This is a genomic window from Lawsonibacter asaccharolyticus (assembly GCF_022453915.1).
In the GTDB taxonomy this organism is placed as follows: domain Bacteria; phylum Bacillota; class Clostridia; order Oscillospirales; family Oscillospiraceae; genus Lawsonibacter; species Lawsonibacter asaccharolyticus.
The window spans coordinates 2,670,657-2,695,446 of the sequence record NZ_CP091870.1 but is presented as its reverse complement, the minus strand read 5'-3'; the positions used below and the strand labels follow the sequence as shown (position 1 = coordinate 2,695,446).

21 protein-coding genes and 1 other RNA gene are annotated in these 24,790 nt (G+C 63.9%); 11 read left to right on the top strand and 11 right to left on the bottom strand.

The window, feature by feature from the left end:
* Nucleotides 1–177: 177 nt before the first annotated feature.
* The 5 genes from L9O85_RS12935 to L9O85_RS12915 all read right to left on the bottom strand — a co-directional run bounded on the left by L9O85_RS12935 (nucleotide 178) and on the right by L9O85_RS12915 (nucleotide 4,194).
* Nucleotides 178–765, bottom strand: coding sequence for an NADH peroxidase (locus tag L9O85_RS12935; protein ID WP_050623394.1), 588 nt, complete (start codon nucleotides 763–765; stop codon nucleotides 178–180).
* The gene (locus L9O85_RS12930; protein ID WP_050623395.1) at nucleotides 762–1,181 is read right to left on the bottom strand and encodes a Fur family transcriptional regulator; all 420 of its coding nucleotides are present in this window, start codon (nucleotides 1,179–1,181) and stop codon (nucleotides 762–764) included. Before L9O85_RS12930 ends, L9O85_RS12935 begins: the two co-directional genes overlap by 4 nt.
* 100 nt (nucleotides 1,182–1,281) lie before the next feature.
* A complete protein-coding gene (locus tag L9O85_RS12925) occupies nucleotides 1,282–1,983 on the bottom strand; it encodes a TVP38/TMEM64 family protein (RefSeq protein ID WP_050623396.1) in 702 nt (233 codons plus the stop codon).
* A gap of 195 nt (nucleotides 1,984–2,178) precedes the next feature.
* A complete protein-coding gene (locus tag L9O85_RS12920) occupies nucleotides 2,179–2,883 on the bottom strand; it encodes a DUF6320 domain-containing protein (protein WP_108980513.1) in 705 nt (234 codons plus the stop codon).
* Nucleotides 2,884–2,904: 21 nt separating this feature from the next.
* Nucleotides 2,905–4,194 (bottom strand): hypothetical protein, encoded by a 1,290-nt coding sequence (locus L9O85_RS12915; protein ID WP_301578847.1) that lies wholly within the window; start codon nucleotides 4,192–4,194, stop codon nucleotides 2,905–2,907.
* 446 nt (nucleotides 4,195–4,640) lie between these two features.
* Here L9O85_RS12915 and L9O85_RS12910 point away from each other — a divergent pair, with 446 nt between their 5' ends.
* Nucleotides 4,641–5,609: an alpha/beta hydrolase gene (locus tag L9O85_RS12910; RefSeq protein ID WP_301578845.1), complete on the top strand. Its 969-nt coding sequence runs from the start codon at nucleotides 4,641–4,643 to the stop codon at nucleotides 5,607–5,609.
* A gap of 152 nt (nucleotides 5,610–5,761) precedes the next feature.
* Here the strand turns inward: L9O85_RS12910 and asnA are convergent, their stop codons facing one another.
* Entirely contained in the window at nucleotides 5,762–6,775 is a 1,014-nt protein-coding gene (gene asnA, locus L9O85_RS12905) for an aspartate--ammonia ligase (RefSeq protein ID WP_301578844.1), read from the bottom strand.
* 198 nt (nucleotides 6,776–6,973) lie between these two features.
* Here asnA and L9O85_RS12900 point away from each other — a divergent pair, with 198 nt between their 5' ends.
* From L9O85_RS12900 to L9O85_RS12860, 9 genes are all read left to right on the top strand, one after another.
* Nucleotides 6,974–7,732: an exodeoxyribonuclease III gene (locus tag L9O85_RS12900; RefSeq protein WP_108980516.1), complete on the top strand. Its 759-nt coding sequence runs from the start codon at nucleotides 6,974–6,976 to the stop codon at nucleotides 7,730–7,732.
* Nucleotides 7,733–7,775: 43 nt separating this feature from the next.
* Nucleotides 7,776–8,249, top strand: coding sequence for a pyridoxamine 5'-phosphate oxidase family protein (locus L9O85_RS12895; protein WP_301578843.1), 474 nt, complete (start codon nucleotides 7,776–7,778; stop codon nucleotides 8,247–8,249).
* 15 nt (nucleotides 8,250–8,264) lie between these two features.
* The gene (locus L9O85_RS12890; RefSeq protein ID WP_108980518.1) at nucleotides 8,265–9,893 is read left to right on the top strand and encodes a gamma-glutamyltransferase family protein; all 1,629 of its coding nucleotides are present in this window, start codon (nucleotides 8,265–8,267) and stop codon (nucleotides 9,891–9,893) included.
* Nucleotides 9,894–9,911: 18 nt separating this feature from the next.
* Nucleotides 9,912–10,427 carry a hypothetical protein gene (locus tag L9O85_RS12885; protein WP_108980519.1) on the top strand — a complete coding sequence of 172 codons (516 nt, stop codon included), beginning with the start codon at nucleotides 9,912–9,914 and terminating at the stop codon, nucleotides 10,425–10,427.
* Between the two features lie 32 nt (nucleotides 10,428–10,459).
* Nucleotides 10,460–11,326: a methylenetetrahydrofolate reductase [NAD(P)H] gene (gene metF / locus L9O85_RS12880; RefSeq protein ID WP_050623405.1), complete on the top strand. Its 867-nt coding sequence runs from the start codon at nucleotides 10,460–10,462 to the stop codon at nucleotides 11,324–11,326.
* Between the two features lie 5 nt (nucleotides 11,327–11,331).
* Nucleotides 11,332–12,009: a methionine synthase gene (locus L9O85_RS12875; RefSeq protein ID WP_276756469.1), complete on the top strand. Its 678-nt coding sequence runs from the start codon at nucleotides 11,332–11,334 to the stop codon at nucleotides 12,007–12,009.
* On the top strand, nucleotides 11,996–14,386 hold the full coding sequence (locus L9O85_RS12870; RefSeq protein ID WP_276756471.1) for a homocysteine S-methyltransferase family protein: 2,391 nt from the start codon (nucleotides 11,996–11,998) through the stop codon (nucleotides 14,384–14,386). The genes L9O85_RS12875 and L9O85_RS12870 overlap by 14 nt, the downstream gene beginning before the upstream one ends.
* Nucleotides 14,387–14,533: 147 nt before the next feature.
* A complete protein-coding gene (locus L9O85_RS12865) occupies nucleotides 14,534–15,610 on the top strand; it encodes an alpha/beta fold hydrolase (RefSeq protein WP_301578842.1) in 1,077 nt (358 codons plus the stop codon).
* A 168-nt stretch (nucleotides 15,611–15,778) separates the two neighbouring features.
* Complete coding sequence (locus L9O85_RS12860; RefSeq protein ID WP_050623408.1) at nucleotides 15,779–16,741, top strand: glycoside hydrolase family 25 protein; 963 nt, start codon at nucleotides 15,779–15,781, stop codon at nucleotides 16,739–16,741.
* A gap of 59 nt (nucleotides 16,742–16,800) precedes the next feature.
* Here the strand turns inward: L9O85_RS12860 and L9O85_RS12855 are convergent, their stop codons facing one another.
* From L9O85_RS12855 to L9O85_RS12845, 3 genes are all read right to left on the bottom strand, one after another.
* The gene (locus L9O85_RS12855; RefSeq protein WP_050623409.1) at nucleotides 16,801–18,363 is read right to left on the bottom strand and encodes a peptidylprolyl isomerase; all 1,563 of its coding nucleotides are present in this window, start codon (nucleotides 18,361–18,363) and stop codon (nucleotides 16,801–16,803) included.
* 214 nt (nucleotides 18,364–18,577) lie between these two features.
* A non-coding RNA gene (ssrS, locus tag L9O85_RS12850) (6S RNA) lies at nucleotides 18,578–18,775 on the bottom strand.
* An 8-nt stretch (nucleotides 18,776–18,783) separates the two neighbouring features.
* Complete coding sequence (locus L9O85_RS12845; protein ID WP_050623410.1) at nucleotides 18,784–19,101, bottom strand: DUF1292 domain-containing protein; 318 nt, start codon at nucleotides 19,099–19,101, stop codon at nucleotides 18,784–18,786.
* 251 nt (nucleotides 19,102–19,352) lie between these two features.
* On the opposite strand from L9O85_RS12845, the gene L9O85_RS12840 reads away from it, so the two are divergent.
* Nucleotides 19,353–22,037 (top strand): transglycosylase domain-containing protein, encoded by a 2,685-nt coding sequence (locus L9O85_RS12840; protein WP_301578840.1) that lies wholly within the window; start codon nucleotides 19,353–19,355, stop codon nucleotides 22,035–22,037.
* Between the two features lie 114 nt (nucleotides 22,038–22,151).
* Here L9O85_RS12840 and L9O85_RS12835 read toward each other — a convergent pair whose 3' ends face one another.
* A complete protein-coding gene (locus tag L9O85_RS12835; protein WP_301578839.1) occupies nucleotides 22,152–23,159 on the bottom strand; it encodes an alpha-hydroxy-acid oxidizing protein in 1,008 nt (335 codons plus the stop codon).
* A 115-nt stretch (nucleotides 23,160–23,274) separates the two neighbouring features.
* Nucleotides 23,275–24,708 (bottom strand): 4-alpha-glucanotransferase, encoded by a 1,434-nt coding sequence (locus L9O85_RS12830; protein ID WP_277102834.1) that lies wholly within the window; start codon nucleotides 24,706–24,708, stop codon nucleotides 23,275–23,277.
* Nucleotides 24,709–24,790: the final 82 nt, after the last annotated feature.

Here is a 24,790-nt window from a genome sequence, read left to right as displayed (position 1 = left end):
ACTTAATATAGGTGCAATTCAAGAAAGTTGCACATGTGAAAGTCAAAAAAGTGTGATACGGAGAAAAGTTACACCCAACTTGCACACCTGCGCGGCGGAAGCGCAAAAAGAGAGGGAACCGGTTTCCCGATTCCCTCTCAAAAAGTGCTTATTAACTGGCCGTTTATCCGGTATTGATTAGCCGAAGTAGCGCTTCAGCAGGCCCTCGAAAGCCTTGCCGTGGCGGGCCTCGTCCCGGGCCATCTCGTGCACGGTGTCATGGATGGCGTCCAGGCCGTTCTTCTTGGCGCAGGCGGCCAGCTCGAACTTGCCGTTGGTGGCGCCGTACTCACAGTCTACACGCCAAGCCAGGTTGGCCTTAGTGTCAGCCTTCATGTTGGCCTCCAGGTCCTCGCCCAGCAGCTCAGCAAACTTGGCGGCGTGCTCGGCCTCCTCATAGGCGGCCTTCTCCCAGTACAGGCCGATCTCGGGATAGCCCTCCCGGTGGGCCACGCGAGCCATGCACAGGTACATGCCCACCTCGGAGCACTCGCCGTTGAAGTTGGCCATGAGCTGGTCAAAGATGTACTTCTTGTCCTCAGCGCTGATATCGGGGTTGTTCTTCACAGTCTTGGCATAGATGCCGAACTCATGCTCGGCAGCCAGCTTCATCTCGCCCACCTGCTCCACGAACTTGTCCTTAGGAGCCTTGCAGATGGGGCAGAAGTCGGGCGCGGTCTCGCCCTCGTACACATAACCGCAAACGGAACAGACAAACTTTTTCATGATAATTTTTCCTCCTGTTTTATTTTATTTTGGCAATTTTCACACGTGCCGTAGAAGATGAGCTCATGGCGCTGGACCAAGAACCCATATTGCGCGCTGACGGTCTGATCCAGATCGCCGTCATCCAGCATGGGATGGGGCAGATCCATCACAGCGCCGCAGCAGGTGCAAATAAGGTGACTGTGGGGGGCAATGCACCCGTCGAACCGCTCCTGTCCCTTGACGACGCCGATGCTCTGGATCAGGCCCTGCTGTTGGAACAGGACTAGGTTGCGATAGACCGTCCCCAGGCTCAGGTCGGGGTGGGTGGGTTTCAGAGTTTGATAGACCCACTCGGCGGAGGGGTGGCAGTCGGTGCTCTGGATCGCGTTCAAAATGGCCTCCCGTTTTCTGCTGTATCTTGTGGCGCGTTCCATAGGGCCCTCCAAATAGTAATAATTCTTATTACGAAAGAATCATACCACAGAAACAGCTGCTTGTAAAGGGGAAAATCAAAAAATCCGAAAATTTTTGTGTTCAGGGCCGGGAGCTATCTTCCTTTGTATGACGGAATTTTTTCAGGATGGACTCCTCCCAGCGGTCGCCGTATTTCATCCCCAGCAGGAAGACGGCCACACCGATGATCCCCAGCAGGACCATAGCCCAAAGAGGGAGAGTCAGGGTGGCACCGCCCAAGGCGCTGGCTACCAGCAGGCCCCAGGGACGAGTGAGCACAACGATCACCAGAAAACGGGGGGTGGAGATGGCGGTGAGCCCGGCCAGAATGCACAGCAGGTCATCGGGAAAGAAGGGCAGGAGAAAGGCCAGGATGAGGAAAGTGTCTGTTTTGGCCCGGACGATGGAGAGGTACTTGTCGGAAATGGCCCGGCTCACCAGGCGGTCCGCAAAAGATTGGCCCAGCGCGCGTGCCAGGAGAAAGACCAGCAGGGAGGCGGAGAGGACCGCGGCGATGGTAAGAAAAAAGGAGGGCCAGGTGCCGAAGAGCATCCCGCCGGCGGCGGCGCTGAGGTTGCTGGGGATGGGGGCCAGCACCACAGACAGGAACTGGAGCAGGAAAAAACAGAGGTGGGAGTAGGGAGCGAACTGAGAAATATAGTCCTGAAGGGCCTGCTGGGAGGAGAGGGCGGCGAAGAAGCCGCTGCGCCACAGAAAGACGCCGCCCAGGGCGCACAGGAGCAGGACCAGGACCGCGCTGGTGATTTTCAGGAGATGTTTCATGAGGGACCTCGATCTTCTCTTTAGATTCGCGGGACAGTGGAGGCCGGCGGCGCGCCAGCCTGCATAGTCCCTATGGTATCACAGAATTGTGGCGGATGTGATAAGTTTTTCTTAAATTCTCATAAAAATGTCGAAGTGGGGCGAAAAAAGAGGGCCAGCAGGCTGCTGGCCCTCCCGGGAGGAGCGGGGAGCGGATCACAGATGAAAGCGCCTGCGCACTTCCTCGCGCAGGGCCGGTACCCGGCGCACCACGATGAGGGGGATGACCAGGGCAGCGCATACTGTGAGCACCACCAGGGACCAGCCCGGCTGCCAGCGGCCCAGGAAGTAGCGGTCGATGAGCAGCTCCACGCCGGAGAGAAAAACGCCGGTGGTGCCGATGACTAGGGTGATGCGGGAAAGGGTGCTCCGGGGCCTGGCCCCCATCATAAAGCCCAGAAACAGCAGCGCCGCCCCCAGAAGCAGGATGATGGGCAGGGCCAGATGCCAATACCATGCTGAGCCGTCCAGATCCACGGAGATCAGAAAGACGTAGAGGGCGACGGCCAGCACATCTGCAGACAGGCGGAGATAGAGGTGCATGGTGCGCAGGAGCAGCGGTGGGACCAGCCAGACCCACAGCATGGCTGCCGCGCCGATGACATAGAGGGACCAGATATGGCCGCTGCGCAGCACCAGATTGAGCAGGCCGCAGCACACCGCCACTGAGGCCAGCATGGAGGACACCAGGATGGCCAACTCCGCCTTAGAGGCGGGGGGCACCTCCCGCCGTTCGGTGGGGAAGGGGGGAGAAGAGCCGGTGTCCACCGGCTGTCGGGGGTTGACCACCGGGGTGCGGCAGAGGGGGCAGAAGGAGGCGGTGGAATCCAGCTCCACGCCGCAGTTGACACAATAGGACATACAGAACACCTCCCAGGGACCTCAGCGGGTCCGGTTGGACTCCACCTTGACGGGGATGCCTTCCCGTACCAGGTGGGTGAAAAAGCGCCGCTCCGTCTCGCTGGAGGTGCCGGTGCCGGCGAAGGTGACAGCCATGGTATTGCCATAGCTGATGGAGGCGCAGTGAGGGGAGGGCCGGGTGGCCTGCCCCAGGACGACCTCCATCCGCTGGATGTGAGGGGCCATCTCCGGCGGGACCCGGAAGAGGCCGGGATTGGTGTAGGTGGCGGAGAAGGGGCGCACCCCCACCAGCTGGTAGGAGAGGGACATCACCGGGTTCTTCAGGAAGATGGGGATCAGCTGGAGAAAGCGGTTGGTTGTGAAGTGGACATTGCCGGTGAAGCGGGCCCGCATCTCCTGGGGATTGATGTGCAGGCGCATGTAGTGGTGGACGTATCGGACCAGCTCAGGGAAGGTGTAAGGCCCCAGGGTGGGGTCCACGCAGAGCCGGACAGTGAGGATGAAGTTGCGGAGGGTGGCGGAGGGGAACCAGCCCCGGAGATCGATGGGAATGGCCAGAGCCGCGGGCCTGGGACGGCGGGGGCGCTGGACCTCCTGATTCTCCAGGATAGACTGGAGGAGCACTGCGGAGAGGTATTCGGTGATGGAGGCGCCGTACCGGGCGGCGATCTCCTTCAGCCGGTCCACGGGCAGAAAGCCCATGGTGACATTCAGGGTGTAGAAGGGCTCCGCCTGGCTGGTGTTGGAGAAAGCGGTCTCCTGCCAGCGGTCCCGCAGGACCCGCTTGCCCGCGTACCGGGCGTAGGCATCCTCCAGCTCCTCCGGACGAGGGGGAGCATCCACGTCCAGCAGGCCGGGGCCGCAGGGGATGGGGTGTCCCAGCTCCCGGAGGTAGACCGCCAGCAGGGTGCGGAAAAAGGTGAGAGCCCCCGCCCCGTCAGACACAGCGTGGAACACCTCCAGGGAGATCCGGCTCTGGTAGTAGAAGAAGCGGACCAGCCATCCGTTGTCCTCCCGGAAGCGGATGGGCTGGCAGGGGTTGGACATGTCCGGACGGACAAAGGGGCCGGGGCTGTCGTTGGGCTCGAAATAGTGCCAGAAGACCCCGGGCTTCATCCGGACGCGGAAACCGGGGAACCGGGGCATGGTTCGGTCCACTGCCCGCTGGAGGACGGCGGGGTCCACCGGCTGGGACAGGACAGCAGAAAAGCGGTAGACCGGCGAGTACTTCTCCCGCTGGAGAGCGGAGTAGAGGACGCCGGCGTTGTCCAGCCGGTACCAGTCAGGGGGACCTTTGGGCGTCTTGGACATGGCGGCGCCTCCTTTCCTTTGTGATATCAGTGTAGCATCTCCTGGGGGAAAGTACAAGGGGAGGGGAAAAAGTATAAAATTCAACGCTCCTATTCGCTGCGGCGTGGGCGTGCCTTTTCTGACCTTGCGCAGGGAGAGCTGCTTGAAGAATATGCCGTGGGCGGGAGGCGGATCGGTCCTTCCCCTGGCCTCGTGGGCCTCACGCCACTTCGGAGAGCCTGGGCTCTTCGGGGGCAGGGGGGAGGAATACGGCAGTTAGATGAGGTCCATCATACCGTATCTCCACGCCCGCCGCAAGGCGTGCGCACCTGCCCGCGCGATTTTGTCAGAACGCCGCAGCTTTTCCCGGCACCGCAAACAAGGCGACGGGGAGAGGCCATTGCCAAACGCGGCCGGATGTGGTAGGCTTGTCATGATCCAGGTCCCAGAACAGGAAGGTGAGAACGATGACACTGAAAGAGAGAGGAAGACGGGTGCGGGTGACCCATCCCACCCCCGCCCAGCGGGCGGAGGCGGAGGAGCGCCGCCTGGCCCCCATGATGAGGGCCCTGAAGGCAATCCACTCGGCCAGCTCGCCCGAGTCCATGCGCCCGGAGGACCTGAAGCGGCAGCGGGCGGCTCAGGAGGTGCTGGGCAGGCTCATCACCCCCATGATCGGGATGAAGTGGGCCCCCTTTGAGCTGGAGGGGATGAACGCGGCCTGGGTGCGGCCTGAGCGGAGCTATGACCGGAACCACGCCATCCTGTACTGCCACGGCGGGGGCTATACCAGCGGAAATCTGGGCTACTCCCGGCCGCTGGCCTCCAAGCTGTCCGGCGTGACGGGCTGGGACACCCTCTCCTTCGAGTACCGGCTGGCCCCGGAGCACCCCTTCCCTGCGGCGGTGGACGATGCGATGAAGGCGTGGGACCATCTGATGCGCCAAGGCTACGGGGCCCGGGACGTGACGGTGGCGGGGGACTCGGCGGGAGGAAACCTGGCGCTGGTGCTGTGCCACCGGCTGAAGCAGGAGGGCAGGCGGCTGCCTGCCCGGCTGATCCTCATGTCCCCATGGACGGATATGACGGCCAGTGGGAAGTCCTATACAGAGCGGGCGGAGCTGGACCCCACCATCACCCTGGACTATATCCGGGCGGTGCGTGGGGCCTATGCCCGGGACCAGGAGCTGACCTCCCCCATGCTGTCCCCGCTGTTCGGGGATTTCCGGGGCTTCCCGCCCACACTGATCCAGGCGGGGAGCAACGAGCTGCTGCTGTCCGATTCCGTGCGCCTGCGGGACCGGATGCAGGCGGCGGGGGTCCCATGCCGGCTGGAGGTCTGGACCGACATGTGGCACGTGTTTCAGATGTTCCCCATCAAAAAGGCGGGCCAGGCCATGGCCAGCGTGGGGCGCTTCCTGCTGGAATACACATGAAAATGGTCCCTGTCCGCAGGAGAGCGGGAGGGCACAGCGGGATCAAGGAGAAAAGATCGAGGGCCGCCCCGGCAGGGGCGGCCCTCTCGTTTCTGGGGTAAAACTTCTGCAAGGAGCGCATCTGGGAGCTCAGGGCGGCGAGGATGCTCTGGTCACAGCAGCACCACGCCGGCCTGCTCACAGGCCCGGACGGTGTCGGGGTCCCACAGGGAACTCTGCACCTCACCGATGTGGGCCTTGCCCAGCAGCAGCATGGACACCCGGGACTGGCCGATGCCGCCCCCCATGGTCAAGGGCAGCTCACCGTTGAGCAGCATCCGGTGGAAGGGGAGGGAGCGGCGGCTGTCACAGCCTGCCAGGGTGAGCTGGCGGTCCAGGGACTCTGGGCTGACCCGGATGCCCATGGAGGAGAGTTCAATAGCCTGGCCATTGACGCTGTCCCAGAACAGAATGTCGCCGTTCAGGTTCCAGTCATCATAGTCCGGGGCCCGGCCGTCATGTGGCTGACCCGACTTCAGCTTTCCGCCGATCTCCATGAGAAACACCGCACCGTGCTCCCGGACAATGGTGTTCTCCCGCTCCTTGGGGGAGAGCTGGGGATATAGATCCTCCAGGTCCTGGGCGGTGACGAAGGTGACCTGGCCGGGCAGCTCGGGCAGGGCGGACAGCTGGGGGAAAACGGAGCGCAGGAAGGACTGGGTATCCACGAGAGCGCGGACAATGGCGTTCACCGTCTGCTTCAGATAGTCCCGGGTGCGGTCCTCCTGGGTGATGATCTTCTCCCAATCCCACTGGTCCACGTAAGCGGAGTGGAGGTTGTCCAGCTCCTCATCCCGGCGGATGGCGTTCATGTCGGTGTAGAGCCCCTCTCCGGGGTGGAACTGATAGCGCTTCAGAGCCAGGCGCTTCCACTTGGCCAGGGAGTGGACCACCTGGGCGGTGTCCTCCACCCGGTTGATCTCAAAGGAGACGGGGCGCTCCACCCCGTTCAGGTCATCGTTGAGGCCGGAGGAGGCGGAGACGAACAGGGGGGCAGACACCCGGTGCAGGCGCAGGGCACCGGCGAGGCGGTCCTCGAACAGACGCTTGAGCAGGCTGATGGCCTTCTGGGTCTCATAGAGGCTGAGGAGGGAGCGGTATCCCTCGGGAATGACGGTTTTTCCCATGTCGAATACTCCTTTTGAAAGGGATTTGGAACAGAAGCTCATCCGGCAGAGCCGGGATGGAACGCCTGGTGAGCACATACAGATTTTTCTATTATAGCGGAGAAGGGCGGAAAAATCAATCTGTTCTTGCCAAGCGGGGCACGTCTTTGTATAATAGGGTCCATCCAAAGTTCCGACGGAGGGAGAGAGGAGATGCCTATGAAATTCATTTCCTGGAATGTGAACGGCCTGCGGGCCTGCCTGAAAAAGGGGTTTCTGGACTTTTACCGACAGGAGGCACCCGACTTCTGCTGCCTTCAGGAGACCAAGATGGAGCAGGGACAGGCGGATGTGGAGCTGAACGAAGGGGTCTTGGAGTTCTGGAACTCTGCGGAGAAGAAGGGATACTCCGGCACCGCTGTTTTCACCCCCCACCAGCCTGTGGCTGTGGCCTACGGTATGGACAAGGACCGGCACGACCACGAGGGGCGGCTCATCACCCTGGAGTATGAGGGCTTCTATCTGGTCTGCTGCTACACCCCCAACTCCCAGGACGGCCTGAAGCGGCTGGACTACCGCATGGAGTGGGAGGACGACCTGCGGGACTACCTCATGTCCCTGGACCGGCACAAGCCGGTGGTCTACTGTGGGGACCTAAACGTGGCCCACCGGGAGATCGACCTGAAAAACCCAAAGACCAACCGGAACAACGCCGGCTTCACCGACCAGGAGCGGGAAAAGATGACCTGCCTGCTCTCCTCCGGCTTTACAGACAGCTTCCGCTATCTCTACCCGGACACGGAGGGGATCTACTCCTGGTGGTCCTACCGCTTCAACGCCCGGAAGAACAACGCGGGGTGGCGCATCGACTATTTCATCGTCTCTGACCGCCTCCGGGACAAGATCAAGCGGGCGGAGATCCTGACCACGGTGGAGGGCAGCGACCACTGCCCGGTACTGCTGGAGCTGGACATCTGAGTGCCCCGGGGCGGGACCGGAAGGAGATAAGGAGGATCTGGATATGCGCAGAGCGGAGAAGGAAGTCAAAGACCTGGAGCAGTTGGAGGAGATCCTGCGGGACTGCAACACAGTGCGGATCGGGACCCAGGATGCGGAGGGGATGTTCATCGTCCCTGTGAATTACGGCTACGACCTGACAGAGGGGCAGCTGACCCTCTACCTCCACTCGGCCCGGGAGGGGCGGAAGGCGGCGGCGTTCCGCCGGGGCGGGGCGGTGGCCTTTGAGATGGACTGCGGCCACCAGCTGATGACGGCGGAGCAGGCGTGCAGTTACAGCTGTGCCTACCGCAGCATCATGGGCAGCGGGACCATCCGGGAGCTGACCGAGCCGCAGGAGAAATATGAGGCCCTCAACGCCATTATGCGCCATATGACCGGGCGAAACTGGGAGATGCCGGAGCCCGCCGTGGCCCGGGTATCCGTCTTTGCCATCCGGGCGGAGCGCTGGACGGGCAAGCGCAGCCCAGCCAACTGAGAGGAGGCAGCCGAAATGGTCTTATTTGATCCCCACAGATACGCCTATCCCTCCCGCCGCAGCGTGGTGTACGCCCGCCGGGCCATGGCCTGTACCTCCGTCCCCCTGGGGGCCCAGGTCGGCCTGGATGTGATGAAGGCCGGAGGAAATGCCGTGGATGCGGCGGTGGCCATGGCCGCCGCCATGCCCCTGCTGGAGCCCACAGGAAACGGTATCGGGGGGGACTGCTTCGCCCTGGTTTGGGTGGAGCGGGAGAAAAAGCTGTACGGCCTGAACGCCAGCGGCGTGTCCCCTGCAGCTCTGTCCGCCGCCCTGGTGCGGGAGCGGGGCTTCGGGGAGATGCCTAAAGAGGGCTGGCTGCCCACCATGGTGCCCGGCGCCCCCGGGGGATGGGCAGAGCTCAACCGGCGCTTCGGGACCCGCCCCCTTGAAGAGCTGTTCGCCCCCGCGGCCTCCTACGCCCGGGAGGGGGTGGCTGTGCCGGTGAACGTGGCGGTCCAGTGGGCACTGGACGGCCCCCGTATCGGCCGGGCTATGGAGCGGGACCCGGCCCCCCACCGCCCCTGGTGGGAGCGGATGATGAAGGCGGACGGCACCCCATACCGGGCGGGAGAGATCTTCCGCTGGCCGGAGTACGCTGACACTCTGGAGGAGCTGGCAGCCACCAGCTGTGAGAGCTTCTACAGGGGGAGCCTGATGGAGCGGATGGTCTCCTTCAGCCGGGAGACGGGGGGCTTTTTCCAGGAGCGGGATCTCCAGGACTACCGCCCGGAGTGGGTGGAGCCCATCACCGCGGACTACAAGGGCTACACCGTGTGCGAGATCCCGCCCAACGGCCATGGGATCACCGTGCTGATGGCGCTGAATATCCTGAAGGGCCTGCCCCTCTCCCAGGAGCGGGACAGCGCCGACACCTACCATAAGATTTTGGAGGCCATCAAGCTGGCTTTCGCGGACACCAGGACCTATGTGGCGGACCCCCGGTACATGCGGACCCGGGTGGCCGACCTGCTCTCGGAGGACTATGCTGCCCGGCGGCGGGCCCTGATCGGAGAACGGGCCCTGCTGCCACAGGCGGGGGACCCCTCCTGCGGCGGAACCATCTACCTGTGCACCGCGGACCCCCAGGGCAACATGGTCTCCTTCATCCAGAGCAACTACACCACCTTCGGTGCGGGCATCCGCATCCCGGGTACCGGTATCTGCCTCCAGAACCGGGGGGCCAACTTCTCCCTGGATGAGGGCAGCGATAACTGCCTGGCCGGCGGCAAGAAGTCTTACCACACCATCATCCCCGGCTTCCTGATGAAGGAAGGGACGGCGGTGGGTCCTTTCGGCGTGATGGGGGCCTTCATGCAGCCCCAGGGCCACGTGCAGGTGGTGGTGAACACGGTGGATTACCACATGAACCCCCAGGAGTGCCTGGACGCTCCCCGGATGCAGTGGACCGGTGGGAAGCGCATCCAGCTGGAGCGGGAGGTGCCCGCCCACATCGGCCTGCGCCTGGCGGAGATGGGCCACCAGGTGGAGATCTGCAACTCCAACCTGGACATGGGACGGGGGCAGATCATCTGGCGGATGGAGGACGGCACCCTGGCCGGCGGCACCGAGCCCCGGTGCGACGGCACGGTAGCGGCCTGGTGAAGAGAGAGGAGAGATCTTGTGAAAGAGCGCGGCCTGATCCGGATCATTATTCTCCTCTCCGGCGCCCTGCTGTGGGTGGCCTACCTGTTTGATGCGGTCTGTTCCCGATACGCTATCTATGAGGTGATCGGCTATGGGGCCCATGAGCTGTTGTCTATGCTCCCCTATGTGTCTGCCCTGACCACCGCGGTCTGGCTGGCCATTACGCTGGTGAAAGGGGCCCGGGGAAAGACACTGCGCCGGGAGCTGGCGTTCTGTGGGGCCCTGGCGGTCCTGCTGGCGGTGCAGTGGGGCTATCTGATCGAGCAATCCCACCGCTCCACCGCCACCGTTCTGGCCCAGGTCACAGAGACGGTCCTTGTGCCGGCGCAGGGGCTGCAGGCGGTGATCCGGCATCCGGAGGGGTATGAGATCACACTGTGGTGCCCCCAGCTGGCATGGGAGCTCCTTCAGCCGGGAACGGAGTACCTGGTCACCTACGAGTGGGATGACCGAATGCCCCAGGAGGGGACCTTGTGTATGGTCCATCCCTGAAAATCTCAATTTTGATCAAGGAGGCAGCAGCCATGAAAATAGCAGAATTGTTCGGAAAGGGGAAGACCGTCTTTTCCTGTGAGGTGTTTCCACCCAAGAAGGACAGCCCCGTGGACACTATCTATCAGACCCTGGACGGGCTGAAGGATATTAAACCCGACTTTATCAGCGTTACCTTCGGAGCCGGTGGCTCCCAGGTGAACCAGTCCACCCGGGAGATCGCGGCCATCATCCAGAAGCAGTACCACATCCCCGCCATGGCCCACCTGACCTGCATCACCGCCACCAGGGGGGAGGTGACCGAGCTGCTCTATGACCTGAAGGCAGACGGCGTAGAGAACGTGCTGGCCCTGCGGGGGGACCGGAACCCGGACTATCCCCCAAAGACGGAGTTCCTCCACGCCGACGAGCTGGTGGCCTTCATCCGCCGGCGGGGGGACTTCGGTGTGTCCGCCGCCTGTTACCCTGAGGGGCACCCGGAGAGCCCCGACGCGGTAAGCGACCTGCGCTACCTCAAGCAGAAGGTGGACGCCGGCGCCCAGCATCTGGTGAGTCAGCTCTTCTTTGATAACGAGGACTTCCTCCGCTTCCTGGAGCGGGCCCGCATCGCGGGCATCACGGTGCCCATCGAGGCGGGCATCATGCCCGTGCTGAACCAGAAGTCCATCGAGCGGATGGTATCCCTGTGTGGGGCCTCCATCCCCCGGAAGCTCTCCCGCATCCTGGCTCGGTACGGCGACCACCCGGAGGCCCTGCGGGAGGCGGGCATCGCCTATGCCATCGACCAGATCTCCGACCTGGTGGCCGCCGGGGTGGACGGCATCCACCTTTACACCATGAACAACCCTGCGGTGGCCAGGCAGATCAGCGACAGCGTCTCCGCCATCCGGCGGGTGTGAGCGCCATGCCAATCGCCCTGGGGGAGCTGGACCTGGACGAGGTGCTCCGCTACATGGGGACCCCGCCCAGCCAGGCCGGGCCGGAACTGCGGGCCCTGGCGGAGGAGTGCGGGCGGGCCGTATGCGCCGCCGCCCGGCCCCGCTGGGCCTGGAGGGCCTTTGACATCGCAGAGGAGGCGGACGGGGTGCGCCTGTCCTGCGGCCTGCTGCTGCCGGGGCAGGACCTGAAGCGCCACCTGAGGGGGTGCGGACGGGCGGCGGTGTTCTGCGCCACCCTGTCCGCCCAGGTGGACGCCCTGATCCGCCGCTGGGAGAGCGGGGACATGCTGCGGGCCCTGACCCTGGACTGCTCCGCCGCCGCCGCGGTGGAGCAGATGTGCGACCAGATCGAACTGGAGCTCCAGGGGCACTTCCCCGGCTGCTCCTTCCCTTTCCGGTACAGCCCGGGGTATGGGGACCTGCCCCTGGAGCTCCAGAACCCCCTGCTGGACCTGCTGGACGCCCCACGGCGGGTGGGGCTGTGCGCCAGCGCCAGCCACATCCTCACCCCCCGCAAGTCGGTGACCGCTATCTTGGGGGCGGCCGACGGACCCATCCAACCAACTGTGCGCAGCTGTCTGGGCTGTCCCGCCCGGGAGAGCTGCCAGTATCGAAAGTCAGGTGGACACTGTGGAATTTCGTGAATTGCTGAATACGCCGGGCCCCGTCCTGCTGGACGGCGGCATGGGCACCATGCTGCAGGCCAGGGGCCTGTCCATGGGGGAGTGGCCCGAGCTGGCCGCCCTGGAACACCCGGACTGGCTGGAGGACATCCACCGGGCCTATGTGGAGGCGGGGGCCCAGATCCTGTGCGCCAACACCTTCGGCGCCAACCGGGAGAAGCTCGGCCGCACCGGCCGCACCGTGGAGGAGGTGGTCCCTCCCTCAGTGGAGATCGCCCGCCGGGCGGCCAGGGGGAGGGCCTTAGTGGCCCTGGACGTGGGGCCCACCGGCCAGCTGCTGGAGCCCACTGGCACCCTCCGCTTTGAGGAGGCGGTGGATATCTTTGCCCAGACGGTGCGCGCCGGTGTCCAGGCCGGGGCGGACCTGATCCTGATCGAGACCATGACCGACCTCCAGGAGGCCCGGGCCGCCCTGCTGGCCGCTAAGGAGAACAGCAGTCTGCCCGTCATCGTCACCATGACCTATGAGGAGCGGGGCCGCACCTTCCTGGGCTGCGACCCGGCCTCTGCGGCCCTGACCCTGGAGGGGATGGGGGCAGATGCCATCGGAGTGAACTGCTCCCTGGGCCCCCGGGAGATGCCCCCGCTGGTGCGGGAGCTGACCCGGTGGTCCACCCTGCCTATCGCCATCAAGCCCAATGCGGGCCTGCCCGACCCAGGGGGTGCGGGGTATGACATTACGGCGGAGGAGTTTGCCGGGAGCATGGCAGAGCTGACCGGGCTGGGCGTTAAGCTATACGGCGGCTGCTGCGGCACTACGCCGGAGTATATCGCACTGCTGCGGGAGAAACTGGCGGGCCGCACCATCGTCCAGGTGCCCCGGCAGGTGCCCGCGGCGGTGTGCAGCGGCACCCGCACCGTGCCCATCGACCGGGTGCGGGTCATCGGGGAGCGGATCAATCCCACCGGCAAAAAGCTGATGAAAGAGGCCCTGCGCCGGGGGGATGTGGACTACATGCTGAACCAGGCCCTGGCCCAGACCGAGGCGGGGGCCGACATCCTGGATGTGAACGTGGGTCTGCCCGAGATCGACGAGGCGGAGATGATGGTGCGCACGGTGAAGGCCCTCCAGGGGGTCACCGACGCCCCCCTCCAGTTGGACTCCACCGACCCCCGGGTGCTGGAGGGAGCCCTGCGGGTCTACTGCGGCAAGGCCATTGTCAACTCGGTGAACGGGGACGAGGAGACCCTGAACGCCATCCTCCCCCTGGTGAAGAAGTACGGCGCTGCGGTGGTGGGCTTGACCCTTGACCACACCGGCATCCCAAAGACGGTAGACGCCCGGCTCTCGGTGGCCCGCCGTATCCTGGACCGGGCCCTGTCCTATGGCATCCGGCGGGAGGATGTGTACATCGACTGCCTGACCCTCACCGTCTCCGCTGAGCAGGAAGCCGCCGCCCAGACCCTGGAGGGCCTGCGGCGGGTGAAGGGAGAGCTGGGCCTGAAGACGGTGCTGGGGGTGTCCAACATCTCCTTCGGACTGCCCGCCCGGCCCCTGATCAACCAGAATTTCCTTACCATGGCCATGGCCGCCGGCCTGGACCTGCCCATCCTCAACCCCAATGTGGACGCCATGATGGCGGCAGTGCGGTGCTACCACCTGCTGATGAACATCGACACCGACGCCCGGGAATTCATCGCCGCTTACGGGAACGCCACCGTCTCCACCTCTATCACCAGCGCGGCCGGGATGACCGCCGCCCCCGCAGCGGGGGAAAAGCGGGGCCTGGAGGAGATCGTGGAGGCCGGCCTGAAGGGGGAGGCGGGGGAGGCCACCCGGGCCCTGCTGGAGAGTCGGGCCCCCCTGGACGTGGTGGACAACGTCCTCATCCCCGCCCTGGACCGAGTAGGGGCGGCCTTCGAGGCGGGAAAGGTGTTCCTGCCCCAGCTGATCCAGTCTGCAGGGGCGGCCCAGGCCGCCTTCGAGGTCATCCGGGAGCGCCTGTCCGGCCAGCCGGGCCAGGGGGAGGACCGGGGGACCATCGTGCTGGCCACCGTGAAAGGGGACATCCACGACATCGGCAAGAACATCGTCAAGGTGCTGCTGGAAAACTACGGCTACACCGTGGTGGACCTGGGGAAGGACGTGGACCCAGCCGCCGTGGCGGAGGCGGTGCGGAAGCACCGGGCCCCTCTGGTGGGGCTGTCCGCCCTGATGACCACCACCCTGAAGAGCATGGCGGACACCATCGCCCTGCTCCATCTGGAGGGCCTGCCCTGTAAGATCATGGTGGGGGGGGCGGTGCTCACCCCGGAGTATGCGTCCCAGATCCAGGCGGACTTCTACGCCCGGGATGCCAAGGAGAGCGTGGACATCGCCAAGCGGGTCATCGGGTAACGACCGCAATGGGGCCGGGAGGGGCTGTCAAGCCGTCCTCCCGGCCTTTCTGTGCCGCTTACCGGCGGAAAAAGGCCTGACAGCTCCCATCCCCTTGCGTGTGAGCCAGGGATCTGCTATCCTCCGGACAGAGAGGAGGCGAAGGCCATGAAACCACACATTGTCACAGAGGACATGAGGCTCCGGGCCCGGGACGGGCAGGAGCTGGAGGGAAAGCTGTATCTGCCCCGGGATGGCGTCGTCTCCCGGCTGGTGGTCCAGGTCAACGGCTCCGGCCCCCAGACCTGCAACACCTTCCGGGACCGGGGAGACGGGACCACGTACAGCTTCTGCGGCTTCTTTGGGGAGGAGCTTGCCGGCCGGGGACTGGGTTTCTTCTGTTACAGCACCCGCGGGTGCACCGATGGGGATCGGGGTCCACTCTACTGCCGAGTGGACCGGGCAGTCTACCGCTCCTACACCCCTCAGACCTGTGTGGCCGACCTGGAGGACTGGACCGCCCTCCTTCAGGCCCACCCCCGCTGTGCTGGGGCGGAGCTCCTGCTGCTGGGGTGGAGCGAGGGGACCATGATCGCTCCGGCTGTGGCTGCAGGGGGAGCGGTACCCCTGGCCGGACTGCTGCTGGCGGGCTACGCCAACGGGACCATGGAGGAGGCCCTGGACTGGCAGCAGCGGGGGCTGGGGCTGTACACCATGCTCTGCCAGTATTTTGACGCCGACGGAGATGGGAGCATCTCCCGGGAGGAGTTTGAGACGGGGCCGGGAGCGGTGCGGGAGGCCCTGGAGGCGACCTTCTCCGGGCTGGACCTGGACGGGGACGGCCGGATCACCCCGGCGGACCTGGAGGCGGCGTATGCCGGGAGCCGGGCGGAGATCTTCCGGGCCATCGAGGCGGGGGACGACGAGTGGCTTTGGGAACACTACCCAGTCCCCCTCACCACCAACTGGTTCCGGGGCCACCGGAGGTTTCCCCCCAACCGGGAGACCCTGCCCCGTCTGGACCTGCCCATCCATATCCTCCAGGGGAGGTGGGACGCCAACACCCCTGCGGAGGACGCCCTGGCCATCCAGGAGACCTTCCGGAGGCTGGGGAAGGACAACCTCGCCGTCCACATCTACCCTGACGCAGGACACGCCCTGGGCTTTGAGCAGTATCTGGCCACCGGGGAACTGCCCCCCGCCCTCACCGATCTCTTTGAGCTGTGCCAGGGGCTGGGACGATAGAACAGGAGCCGGAGAGCGGGCCTCTCCGGCTCCCGCTTTTTTCCGGACTCCGGGGCCCGGAGGAGCACGCGGCTGAAAGGGAAAGCCCCTTGTGCCCTCCTGTCCCATCTGCTATAATCGGAACAGAAAAAAGTCGAATCCGCGTGCGGAGCCGGAAAGGAGTTCATTATGGCAGAGACCTTGATCCCATTGGAGGAGCGGGAGGAGGAGCGGCGCCCGTCCCGGGTGGAGCCGCCCCGCCGGAGCGGGGGCTGGGTGGGGAAGCTGGCCCTGGTGCTGGCGGTCTTCGCCCTGGCGGTGGCCTGTCTGGCGCTGTATCGGACACTGCCGCCGGGGGAGGATGACCCACAGGAGCCAGGGGAGAGAGCAGAGTCCCCTACCATCTCCTACCGGGACCGGGAGCTCCCCGTCCTGGAAGGGGTGGCGGTGAACAGCTATGTGTCAGACGGCTTCTCCGTCAATGATCGGGGCTGGCTCACCTATGAGCAGGATGGAAAGCAGGCGGCCATTGGCATCGATGTGTCCGCTTATCAGGGGGAGATCGACTGGCAGCAGGTAGCGGATTCGGGAGTGGAATTTGCCATGATCCGGCTGGGGTACCGGGGATACTCCCAGGGGGTCATCATGCCGGACAAGAATTTTGAGCAGAACCTCCGGGGGGCGCTGGACGCTGGCCTGGAGGTGGGGGTCTACTTTTTCTCCCAGGCCGTCAGCGTCTGGGAGGCGGAGGAGGAGGCGCAGTACGTCCTGGACGCCATTCAGGGGTACGATGTGACCTACCCCGTGGCCTTTGACTGGGAGTTCATTGCCGGGGACACAGCCCGGACGGACGGCATGGAGCCGGAGGCCATCACACGCTGCGCCGGGGCCTTCTGTGATATGATCCGGGAGGCGGGCTACCACCCGGTGGTCTACTTTAACCAGGACCTGGGTTATCTGTCCTACCAGCTGGATCGGCTCACCGACTATACCTTCTGGCTGGCGGAGTATAACGCCCGCCCCAGCTTCTTCTACCACTTCGACCTGTGGCAGTACACCCACACCGCCTCGGTGCCCGGGATCGAGGGAAATGTGGACATGAATCTGGCCTTCCGGGAGTTTGACGAAAAGCCTCAGCATGGGGAAGAATAGAGAAAGAGACGGCGCCCGGTGCTTGAAGCACCGGGCGCCGCTCGTATTGATTGGGAGGATCACTCCACATATTTCAGACCGCTGCCCCGGGTGACAGTGCAGGCACTGGCCAGTTTTTCGGCCCACTGGCTGTACTGCTCGTTGTTCAGGGCGTTTTTGGCGCTGACGGCCCAGACGGGGTCGTCCCAGCCTGCAAAGTACATGATATGATAACCCTTGACGGAACTGCCGGTGTTCTGGATGATGCCGGTGTCTCCGGGCTGGCGGCTGGGGTCCAGGGACCACTGGGTAAAGGTGTCCACATAGCCGGAGTAAGGAGAGACATACTGGAGCAGCCCGCCGTTGGAAGCAGAGCTGGTGTCAGCGCTGTTCTCCTGGGCCAGCTGGGCAAAGGAGTCCTCAGTGGCATCGCCGGCCTCCCACTGGGCCAGCAGTTCCTCCGCCTTGGCCTTTGCCTGCTCATACTGCTCTTCGGTGGGGGTGATGTTGGCGTCGGCGGCGCCGATCAGGATGTGGCGCACATCGGCGGTGGGGGCGTCATCCCGTACACGGTCGTGGAAGAGGGCTACGCAGTAGTTATAGCTCTCGCTGCTGCCGCCGGCATACTCCACCAAGGTGATGTCGCCGGGCCGGCGGGCGCTGTCATAGGCCCACTCGCTGTATTCCGAATTGACGGTGGAGCCCATCTGTTCCAGCGCCACCTCGGAGGAGTAAAGGGAGTCACTGAACTCCTCCGCCAGGGCCTCCGGGTCCTCCCCGGCCTCCAGGCGGGCCTGGAGCGCCTCGGCCTGCTCCTTAACGGCGGCCTTCTCCTCCTCCAGGGCGGCGGCCTTCTCCTCATCGGTCATTTCAATGGTGTTGCCCTCGTCGTCCACGGTGTTCACCCGGGCCTGGAAAACGAACTGGGACAGAGTGAAGGTGTCCAGCTCGTCGGCGTGCTCCTCATAGTAGGCATCCAGCTGGCTGTCGTCGTAGGTGTAGGAGTCCACCTGGCTCTGGGCGTAGTCAGCGGCCAGATAGTAGCGCTCCATGATCTGGACGAATTTGTCATAGCTCATGGTGGGGCCGTAGTTGGCGCGGACATAGGCGTCCTTGCTGCCGTAGCCGGAGGTGATGGTGCCGGCCTGAATGGAGTCCAGGGTGTTCTGCAGGCTCTCCTGGGCCTGGGCGGACATGGTGTATCCGCTGGCCTGGGCCTCGTTGGCAATGGCCGCCTGCTGAGTCAAGGTCTGGATGGCCACGTCCAGCAGATGGTCGCGCCAGGTCTCGCCGGTGGACTCGTCGTAGATCTGGTCCTCGGGATCGAGGGTGTAGTCCATGGTGCTGGCGCCGCTGTAGCTGTTGTAGATCTCCTGCTGAAGGGCGCCGTTGTAGTAGTACTGCACATCGGCGGCGGTGTAGTCCTGCCCATCGATGGTGACGGCGGCGGCGCGGCTCTGGAAGAAATTGCTGTTCCAGATCAGAAGGCCGACGCCGAACAGGACCACCAGAACGGCAAGCACCGTGTAGACGATGTGGTGGACATGGGTCTGACGCTCCTCCTGCTGCTGCTTGAGCTTCTTTTCACTGAGACCCTGACCGCTCGGGTCCTGGCGGGTCTTCTTCTCTCGGGATGCACTCACAGTTTGTTCAGTCCTCTCGTTCAGTTGGCAATGCGCGTGGTTCACGACCGCACATTTCTTGATATTATATAAGAAATGACCCCAACTTTCAAGAGGAGAAGCGGGTTTTCCTCTGGGCGGGGGCAGCTTTTACATTTTATTCATGTTTCCGGGGAGGGAGCAGGCGTAAAAAAGAGCCGCGGCAAAGCCGCGGCCCCAGTTCCAAATGGATCATTTATACCCCGCTCTGGCCGTGTGGGCCCGTTTAAAACCTGCACGACTGGCAGGTGGGTCACCTCCACAGCGCTTTACTGCTTCCAACTTCCAGCATGCCGCAGGGGCAGCCGGGAGGCCTGCAAGCCACGCTGTGAGGGGGTGTCCCGTTTTAGAAATGTGGGTTTAAAAGAGCCCATCACGCACCGAGCAGGAGATCCAGTTCGGTCAATCCTCCATCTCTTCGTCCGCAAAGAGACGTTCCATAAACTGGTTGTAGATCAGGTCCAGCTCTTCATCGCTGTCCAGGGTGGACAGCAGCTCCTCGCCGTCCTCCTCCACCACCTTCATGATGATCAGGCCGTACTCCTCGTCATCCAGGTCGATGTCAGCAGGCTCGCCCTCCTGGGCATCCTCTGAGACGGCGGGGAAAAAGGCCATGTAGACTTCGTTGTTGTACTCCAGGGTGTCCAGGTGCTCCAGCTCGAAGTCATTGCCGTCCTCGTCGGTGACGGTAATAAAGTCAGGGCCGAATTCTTCACTCATGGAGATCCCTCCCGCTGTTTTGTTCTGGACCTATTGTACCCCGACTTGAAGAAAAAAGCAAGGCCCGGAGGCCCCAAATTTTCACAGGGGAGAAAAGCGACCTTTTGCCCGGTGGAAATCATAAAGGTGGACAAACGGGAATATTATGATATAATATGCTAGATATCCGGTGTCCCGCCCCGTCCGGGGCGGCTGCCGGAGCGGAGGATCTATCAACTGCCCGGGGGCCTGTCCCCAACGGAGGAAGTAACGTGTCAGAAGAACAGAACAGTCGTTTATATAACGAGAACAACGATTACGGGGAGCGGGATTACGCCCCCCGCAAGCCCGGAAAAAAGAAGAAGCGGAAGGAGAGCGGCGGCCATGTGGGCAGGCGCATCCTTCAGGTGCTGGGCACCCTGCTGCTTGTGGGGCTGTGTACGGGGGCAATCCTGTGCTGCTTCGCCGCCGTCTATATCAAGACGGTCATCATCCCGGAGGCCGGAGCCGTGGACCTGAGCCAGTTCGCGGTGGGAGAAAACAGCGTGATGTACTACATGGACCAGGACACCGGGAACTACCGGGAGCTGGTCACTCTGGCGGCAGAGGAGAACGCCGAGTGGGTGAACTATGAGGACATCCCCGAAGACCTGATCAACGCCACCGTGGCCATTGAGGACCGGCGGTTCTGGGAGCACAACGGTGTGGACTGGAAACGCACCGCTGCGGCCATCCTCTACATGTTCACTGGTCAGGATATCCAGGGGGGCTCCACCATCACCCAGCAGCTCATCAAAAACCTGACCCAGTACGACGATGTCACCGTCAAGCGGAAGGTCATCGAGATCTTCCGAGCCCTCCAGTTCGACAAGGACTACACCAAAGAGACCACTCTGGAGTGGTACCTCAACTTCATCTGGCTGGGGGACCGCTGTCGGGGTGTAGGGGCGGCGGCCATGAACTACTTTGGCAAGCCCGTGCAGGAGCTCACCCTGGCGGAGTGCGCCAGCCTGATCTCCATCACCAATAACCCCACCATCTATGGCCCTTACTCCGATGCTGTCTTCACCAACTCGGAGACCGGGGAGCAGAAGACTGCCCGGGACAAGAACAAGGAGCGTCAGGAACTGGTGCTGTGGAGCATGCTGGACCAGGGCTATATCACTCAGGAGGAGTATGATGAGGCCGTGGCCCAGGAGCTGGTCTTCGACCGGGCGGCGGGGGAGTCCACTCCCTCTACCATCTACTCCTGGTATGAGGAGCAGGTCATCTCCGATGTGAAGGACGACCTGAAGGCCCAGTACGGATACAGCGATGAGGCGGTCTCCCTGCTGCTGACCAGAGGCGGCCTGTCTATCTATACCTGTGTGGACCCGGATGTTCAGGCCCAGGTGGAGCAGATATACAGCGACCGCACCAACCTGGACTACACTTCCAGCAGCGGTCAGCAGCTCCAGTCCGCCATCACCGTCATCGACAACGAGACGGGCAACCTAGTGGGCATCGCCGGCCGGGTGGGGGAGAAGACGGGCAACCTGTGGATGAACTTCGCCACCGACAGCAAGCGTCAGCCCGGCTCCTCCATCAAGCCTCTGTCGGTGTACGCCCCCGCCTTTGAGATGGGCCTCATCAGCCCCATCTCCGTGCTGGATGACTATCCCCACGAGGTGATGGGCGGCCGGCCCTGGCCGGTGAACGTGGACGGCCGCTACCGGGGACTGGTCACCGTGCGTCAGGCCCTGTCCAACTCCTATAACACCGTGTCCGTGCGGGTGCTGGCCGACTTGGTCACCCCGGAGAACAGCTTCAACTTTGTGGAGGAGCACTTCCACCTCGATTTGGAGGATGGTGTGGAGATAGGCGGCCAGATGAAGAGCGACATCGGGGTGGCCCCCCTTTCCATGGGCGGCCTGACCTACGGCGTCAACACCCGGGACATGGCGGAGGCTTTCGCGGTGTTCCCCAACGGCGGCCTCTATCAGAAGTCCCGCACCTACACCAAGGTGACCCGGGAGGTGGACGGCGTGGAGACCGTACTGCTGGAAAACCAGCCTGAGTCCGAGGCCGTGCTCAAGTCGGAGACCGCCTACTATGTCAACTCCATCCTGCGGGAAGTGGTCACCCGGGTCAATACGTCGGGCAACTTTGACAGCGGCATGGCCATCGCCGGCAAGACCGGTACTACCGATGACAAGTACGACCGCTGGTTCGTGGGCTACACCCCCTACTACACCGCGGCGGTCTGGGTGGGCTTTGAGCAAAACGAGCGGGTGCCTGCCTCCGGGAACCCGGCCCTGAAGATGTGGACTCTGGTCATGTCCGGTGTCCACGAGGGGCTGGAAGACCGGAAGTTCTCTGAGCCCGCCGGGCTGACCACCGTCACCTACTGCCTGGACAGCGGCCTGCTGGCCACCGACTACTGCCGGATGGACCCGCGGGGGGACCGTACAGCCAGAGGAACCGTCTTCCAGGGCGATGCGCCGACCGAATTCTGCACCAGCCACACGGCGGAGACCACTGTTACGGTATGCCTGGACTGCCCCATCCTGGATGGAAACGGCGAGGAGACCGGCCTGTACCACCTGGCCGGGGAATTCTGCCCGGAGGAGAGCCGGCAGGAAGTGAGCCTGCTGGGCTACCAGCGGGAGGACGTGGGAGGCGCCGGCGCAGAGGACGCCAAGTATTTTCTGGGTGTGACCCAGGAGGCCGGGCCCTGTACGGTCCACACTGCGGCCCAGCCCGACCCGGATCTGCCCTTTGATCCCAACCAGCCATGGGACCCCAGTGATCCGTGGAATCCCAACACCAACCCACTGGATCCCACAGGGCAGGGCGGCGGGGGTGCCGCCGACCCTGGACAGGAGGACCCGGACGCGCCTCAGGGCGGAGAGACGGAGGACCCCAGCGGGACGGACCCTATCATCAACCCGGAGACAGGGAGGCCCTACGGATATTGAACAAAAAACGGGCCCGCGGAGCATCGCTCCGCGGGCCCGTTTTTCGTTCTGCAAACAGAGCGGCTCCCATATGCCGAAGACACGTGGGAGCCGCTTGTTATCTCTATATTTTACTTAGAAAAGGATCTCTCTGGTGATCTCTTTCAGACTGTGGACCCCGCACATAGCCATGGTGTCCTCCAGCTCCCCCTTCAGCTTCTGGGTCAGCAGGGCCACGCCCTCTGCTCCTCCGCCGTACACCGCCGTGACATAGGGGCGGGCCAGCAGAACGGCGTCAGCACCCAGCGCCAGTGCCTTACACACGTCCACGCTGCTGCGGATGCCGCCGTCCACCAGGATGACCATCTGATCCCTCACCGCGTCGGCAATGGCGGGAAGGGCTTCGGCCGTGGCGGGGACACCGTCCAGCACCCGGCCCCCATGGTTGGATACCACGATGCCCGCCGCGCCGGCCTCCAGAGCCTTGCGGGCCCCCTTCACGGTCATAACGCCTTTGATCAGGAAGGGGACTTCGGCGTACTCCACGATCTCCCGCAGCTCCGCCACCGTCTTGCTACCCGCCGGGGGCTGGAGCCCCTTCAGGAAGGGGAGGCCGGCGGCGTCGATGTCCATGGCGATGACCTGAGCGCCGGCCGCCTTGGCCTCGTCCAGCTTGGAGAAGAGTGTGTTGCGGTCCCAGGGCTTTACGGTAGGAATGCCCTTCCCGCCGGAGGCACCGATGGCCCTGGTTGCGGCGGTGAAGACTGCGGGGTCGGTCCCGTCGCCGGTGAAGGCGGCGATGCCGGCCTGGGCACAGGCCGGGACCAGGATGCTGTTGTAGGCCTGGTCGTCATATTTTTCGCCGTAGTGCAGCTTGGTGGCGCCCACCGGGCCGGCAAAGACGGGCAGATCGTACTGCTGCCCGAAGAAGGTGTAACGGGTGTCCACAGGCTTGTTTTCGCAGATGGTGTCCAGATCCAGCCGGATGCTCTGCCACGCCTCATAATTCCGGACGGCGACGGTGCCCTTTGCTCCCGGGCCGGGCATGGAGCTGCCGCAGGCCCGGCCATTGCATACCGGGCAGGCTTTGCAGTAAGGGCCGCTGCATCCCCTGGCGGCCTGCAGGACTTCAGAATAGGTCATGGATCTTCCTCCTCACGTTTTCTCTCGTTATTGTATCGGCTGGGAGGCGGCACGTCAAGAAGAACAGGACAGCCCGCCGAGCCCTCCAAGGGGCACGGCGGGCTGCTCTGCTGTTTCAGCGGCGGTAGGTGCGGGTGATCTCACGCAGCTTACCGGAGACGTAGGGGTTGAAGGCCTCCTGACGGACCCGCCAGCTCCAATTCTGGCTGCCCATAGTGCCGGGGGTGTTCATCCGAGCGTCGCTGCCCAGCCCCAGTACATCCTGGAGGGGGGCGATAGCCAGGCGGCTGGGAGCGGCCCAGGCGCCGGAGATCACGCCCCAGCCCAGCCCCTCGTCCTGCCGGAGCCGGAGATAGCGGCTGGCGAACAGGCGGGAGTCGGGGTCGGTCTCTCTCAGCCACTGGAGGAAGGTCGGGGTGTCATGGGTGCCAGTATAGATGACGGAGTCCCGCTGGCAGTTGTGGGGGAGGTAGGCGCTCTCCCCCACGGGGTCGAAGGCGAACACCATCACCTTCATGCCGGGGATGCCGCAGGTACGGACGAACTGCAGGGCTTCGGGCCCCAGGTCCCCCAGGTCCTCCGCAATGAGCTCCAACTGGGGGGCGGATTTTTGCAGGGCATGGAGGAGCTCCATCCCCGGTCCATCCTCCCAATGGCCCTCCCGGGCATTCTCCGCGCCAGTGGGGACGGACCAGTAGCTGTGGAAAGCCCGGAAGTGGTCGATGCGCACGGCGTCATAGATGGCGGCGCACCACTGGATGCGCCGCTTCCAGAAGTCAAAGACCCCCTGCTTGTTTCCCTTCCAGTCATAGAGGGGGTTACCCCACAGCTGGCCCTGGTCAGAAAATGCGTCGGGGGGAACGCCGGCCGAGGCGGCCAGATGGCCCTTCCCATCCAGCTGAAAGAGCTCGGGCTGGCGCCACATCTGAACGCTGTCTGGGGAGAGGTAGAAGGGGATGTCACCCATGATGCGGATGCAGCGCCGGCTGGCATATTTCTTCAGAGCCATCCACTGGCGGTAGAAGGTCTCCTGGAGGAAACGGTGAAAATCAATCTCCTCCGGCTCCGGCGGAGGGGCGTCCTCAGGCCACTGCCAGAAAGGGGCTTGATACCGGTCGTGGAGGGAGGCGAAGGTGCAGTAGTCCTCCAGCCAGGGCAGGTCTGGGGCGTCAGACTGGAGGTGGGCGGTTTGGGAGCGTTCCCAGGCCTTCTGCAGCAGGGGGATACGGGTCTGGGCCAGATGGTCGTAATCCACCCGGTCCGGGTCGGGCCAGCGGGCCCCGTCCAGCTCCTGGGGGGTGAGGAGCCCCTCGGCCGCCAGTTCATCCAGGTCGATGAGATAGGGGTTGCCGGCAAAAGCGGAGGGGGACATATAGGGGGAGGAGCCGTCCCCCGGTGGGACAAGGGGCAGGATCTGCCAGTAGTGCTGCCCGGCCTCGGCGAGAAAATCCACGAACCGCCGGGCGGGTCCGCCCAGGGAGCCGATGCCGTAGGGGCCGGGCAGAGAGGACACGGCCAGCAGGATGCCGCTGGAACGATGATCTTCCATGAAACGATGCCTCCTAAACGGGAATATGGCAAGCCCCGCTGGTGACCAGCGGGGCCGTGCATGTGCTGAGGGGTCGCCTTAT

Excerpts from the sequence above, each read along its gene's own strand:
- L9O85_RS12865 (WP_301578842.1), top strand. The coding sequence starts at position 14,534 with ATGAAACCACACATTGTCACAGAGGACATGAGGCTCCGGGCCCGGGAC.
- metF (WP_050623405.1), top strand. The coding sequence starts at position 10,460 with ATGAAAATAGCAGAATTGTTCGGAAAGGGGAAGACCGTCTTTTCCTGT.
- L9O85_RS12875 (WP_276756469.1), top strand. The coding sequence starts at position 11,332 with ATGCCAATCGCCCTGGGGGAGCTGGACCTGGACGAGGTGCTCCGCTAC.
- L9O85_RS12890 (WP_108980518.1), top strand. The coding sequence starts at position 8,265 with ATGGTCTTATTTGATCCCCACAGATACGCCTATCCCTCCCGCCGCAGC.
- L9O85_RS12845 (WP_050623410.1), bottom strand. The coding sequence starts at position 19,101 with ATGAGTGAAGAATTCGGCCCTGACTTTATTACCGTCACCGACGAGGAC.
- L9O85_RS12910 (WP_301578845.1), top strand. The coding sequence starts at position 4,641 with ATGACACTGAAAGAGAGAGGAAGACGGGTGCGGGTGACCCATCCCACC.
- L9O85_RS12830 (WP_277102834.1), bottom strand. The coding sequence starts at position 24,708 with ATGGAAGATCATCGTTCCAGCGGCATCCTGCTGGCCGTGTCCTCTCTG.
- L9O85_RS12835 (WP_301578839.1), bottom strand. The coding sequence starts at position 23,159 with ATGACCTATTCTGAAGTCCTGCAGGCCGCCAGGGGATGCAGCGGCCCT.
- L9O85_RS12860 (WP_050623408.1), top strand. The coding sequence starts at position 15,779 with ATGGCAGAGACCTTGATCCCATTGGAGGAGCGGGAGGAGGAGCGGCGC.
- L9O85_RS12935 (WP_050623394.1), bottom strand. The coding sequence starts at position 765 with ATGAAAAAGTTTGTCTGTTCCGTTTGCGGTTATGTGTACGAGGGCGAG.
- asnA (WP_301578844.1), bottom strand. The coding sequence starts at position 6,775 with ATGGGAAAAACCGTCATTCCCGAGGGATACCGCTCCCTCCTCAGCCTC.
- L9O85_RS12900 (WP_108980516.1), top strand. The coding sequence starts at position 6,974 with ATGAAATTCATTTCCTGGAATGTGAACGGCCTGCGGGCCTGCCTGAAA.
- L9O85_RS12895 (WP_301578843.1), top strand. The coding sequence starts at position 7,776 with ATGCGCAGAGCGGAGAAGGAAGTCAAAGACCTGGAGCAGTTGGAGGAG.
- L9O85_RS12915 (WP_301578847.1), bottom strand. The coding sequence starts at position 4,194 with ATGTCCAAGACGCCCAAAGGTCCCCCTGACTGGTACCGGCTGGACAAC.
- L9O85_RS12930 (WP_050623395.1), bottom strand. The coding sequence starts at position 1,181 with ATGGAACGCGCCACAAGATACAGCAGAAAACGGGAGGCCATTTTGAAC.
- L9O85_RS12925 (WP_050623396.1), bottom strand. The coding sequence starts at position 1,983 with ATGAAACATCTCCTGAAAATCACCAGCGCGGTCCTGGTCCTGCTCCTG.
- L9O85_RS12920 (WP_108980513.1), bottom strand. The coding sequence starts at position 2,883 with ATGTCCTATTGTGTCAACTGCGGCGTGGAGCTGGATTCCACCGCCTCC.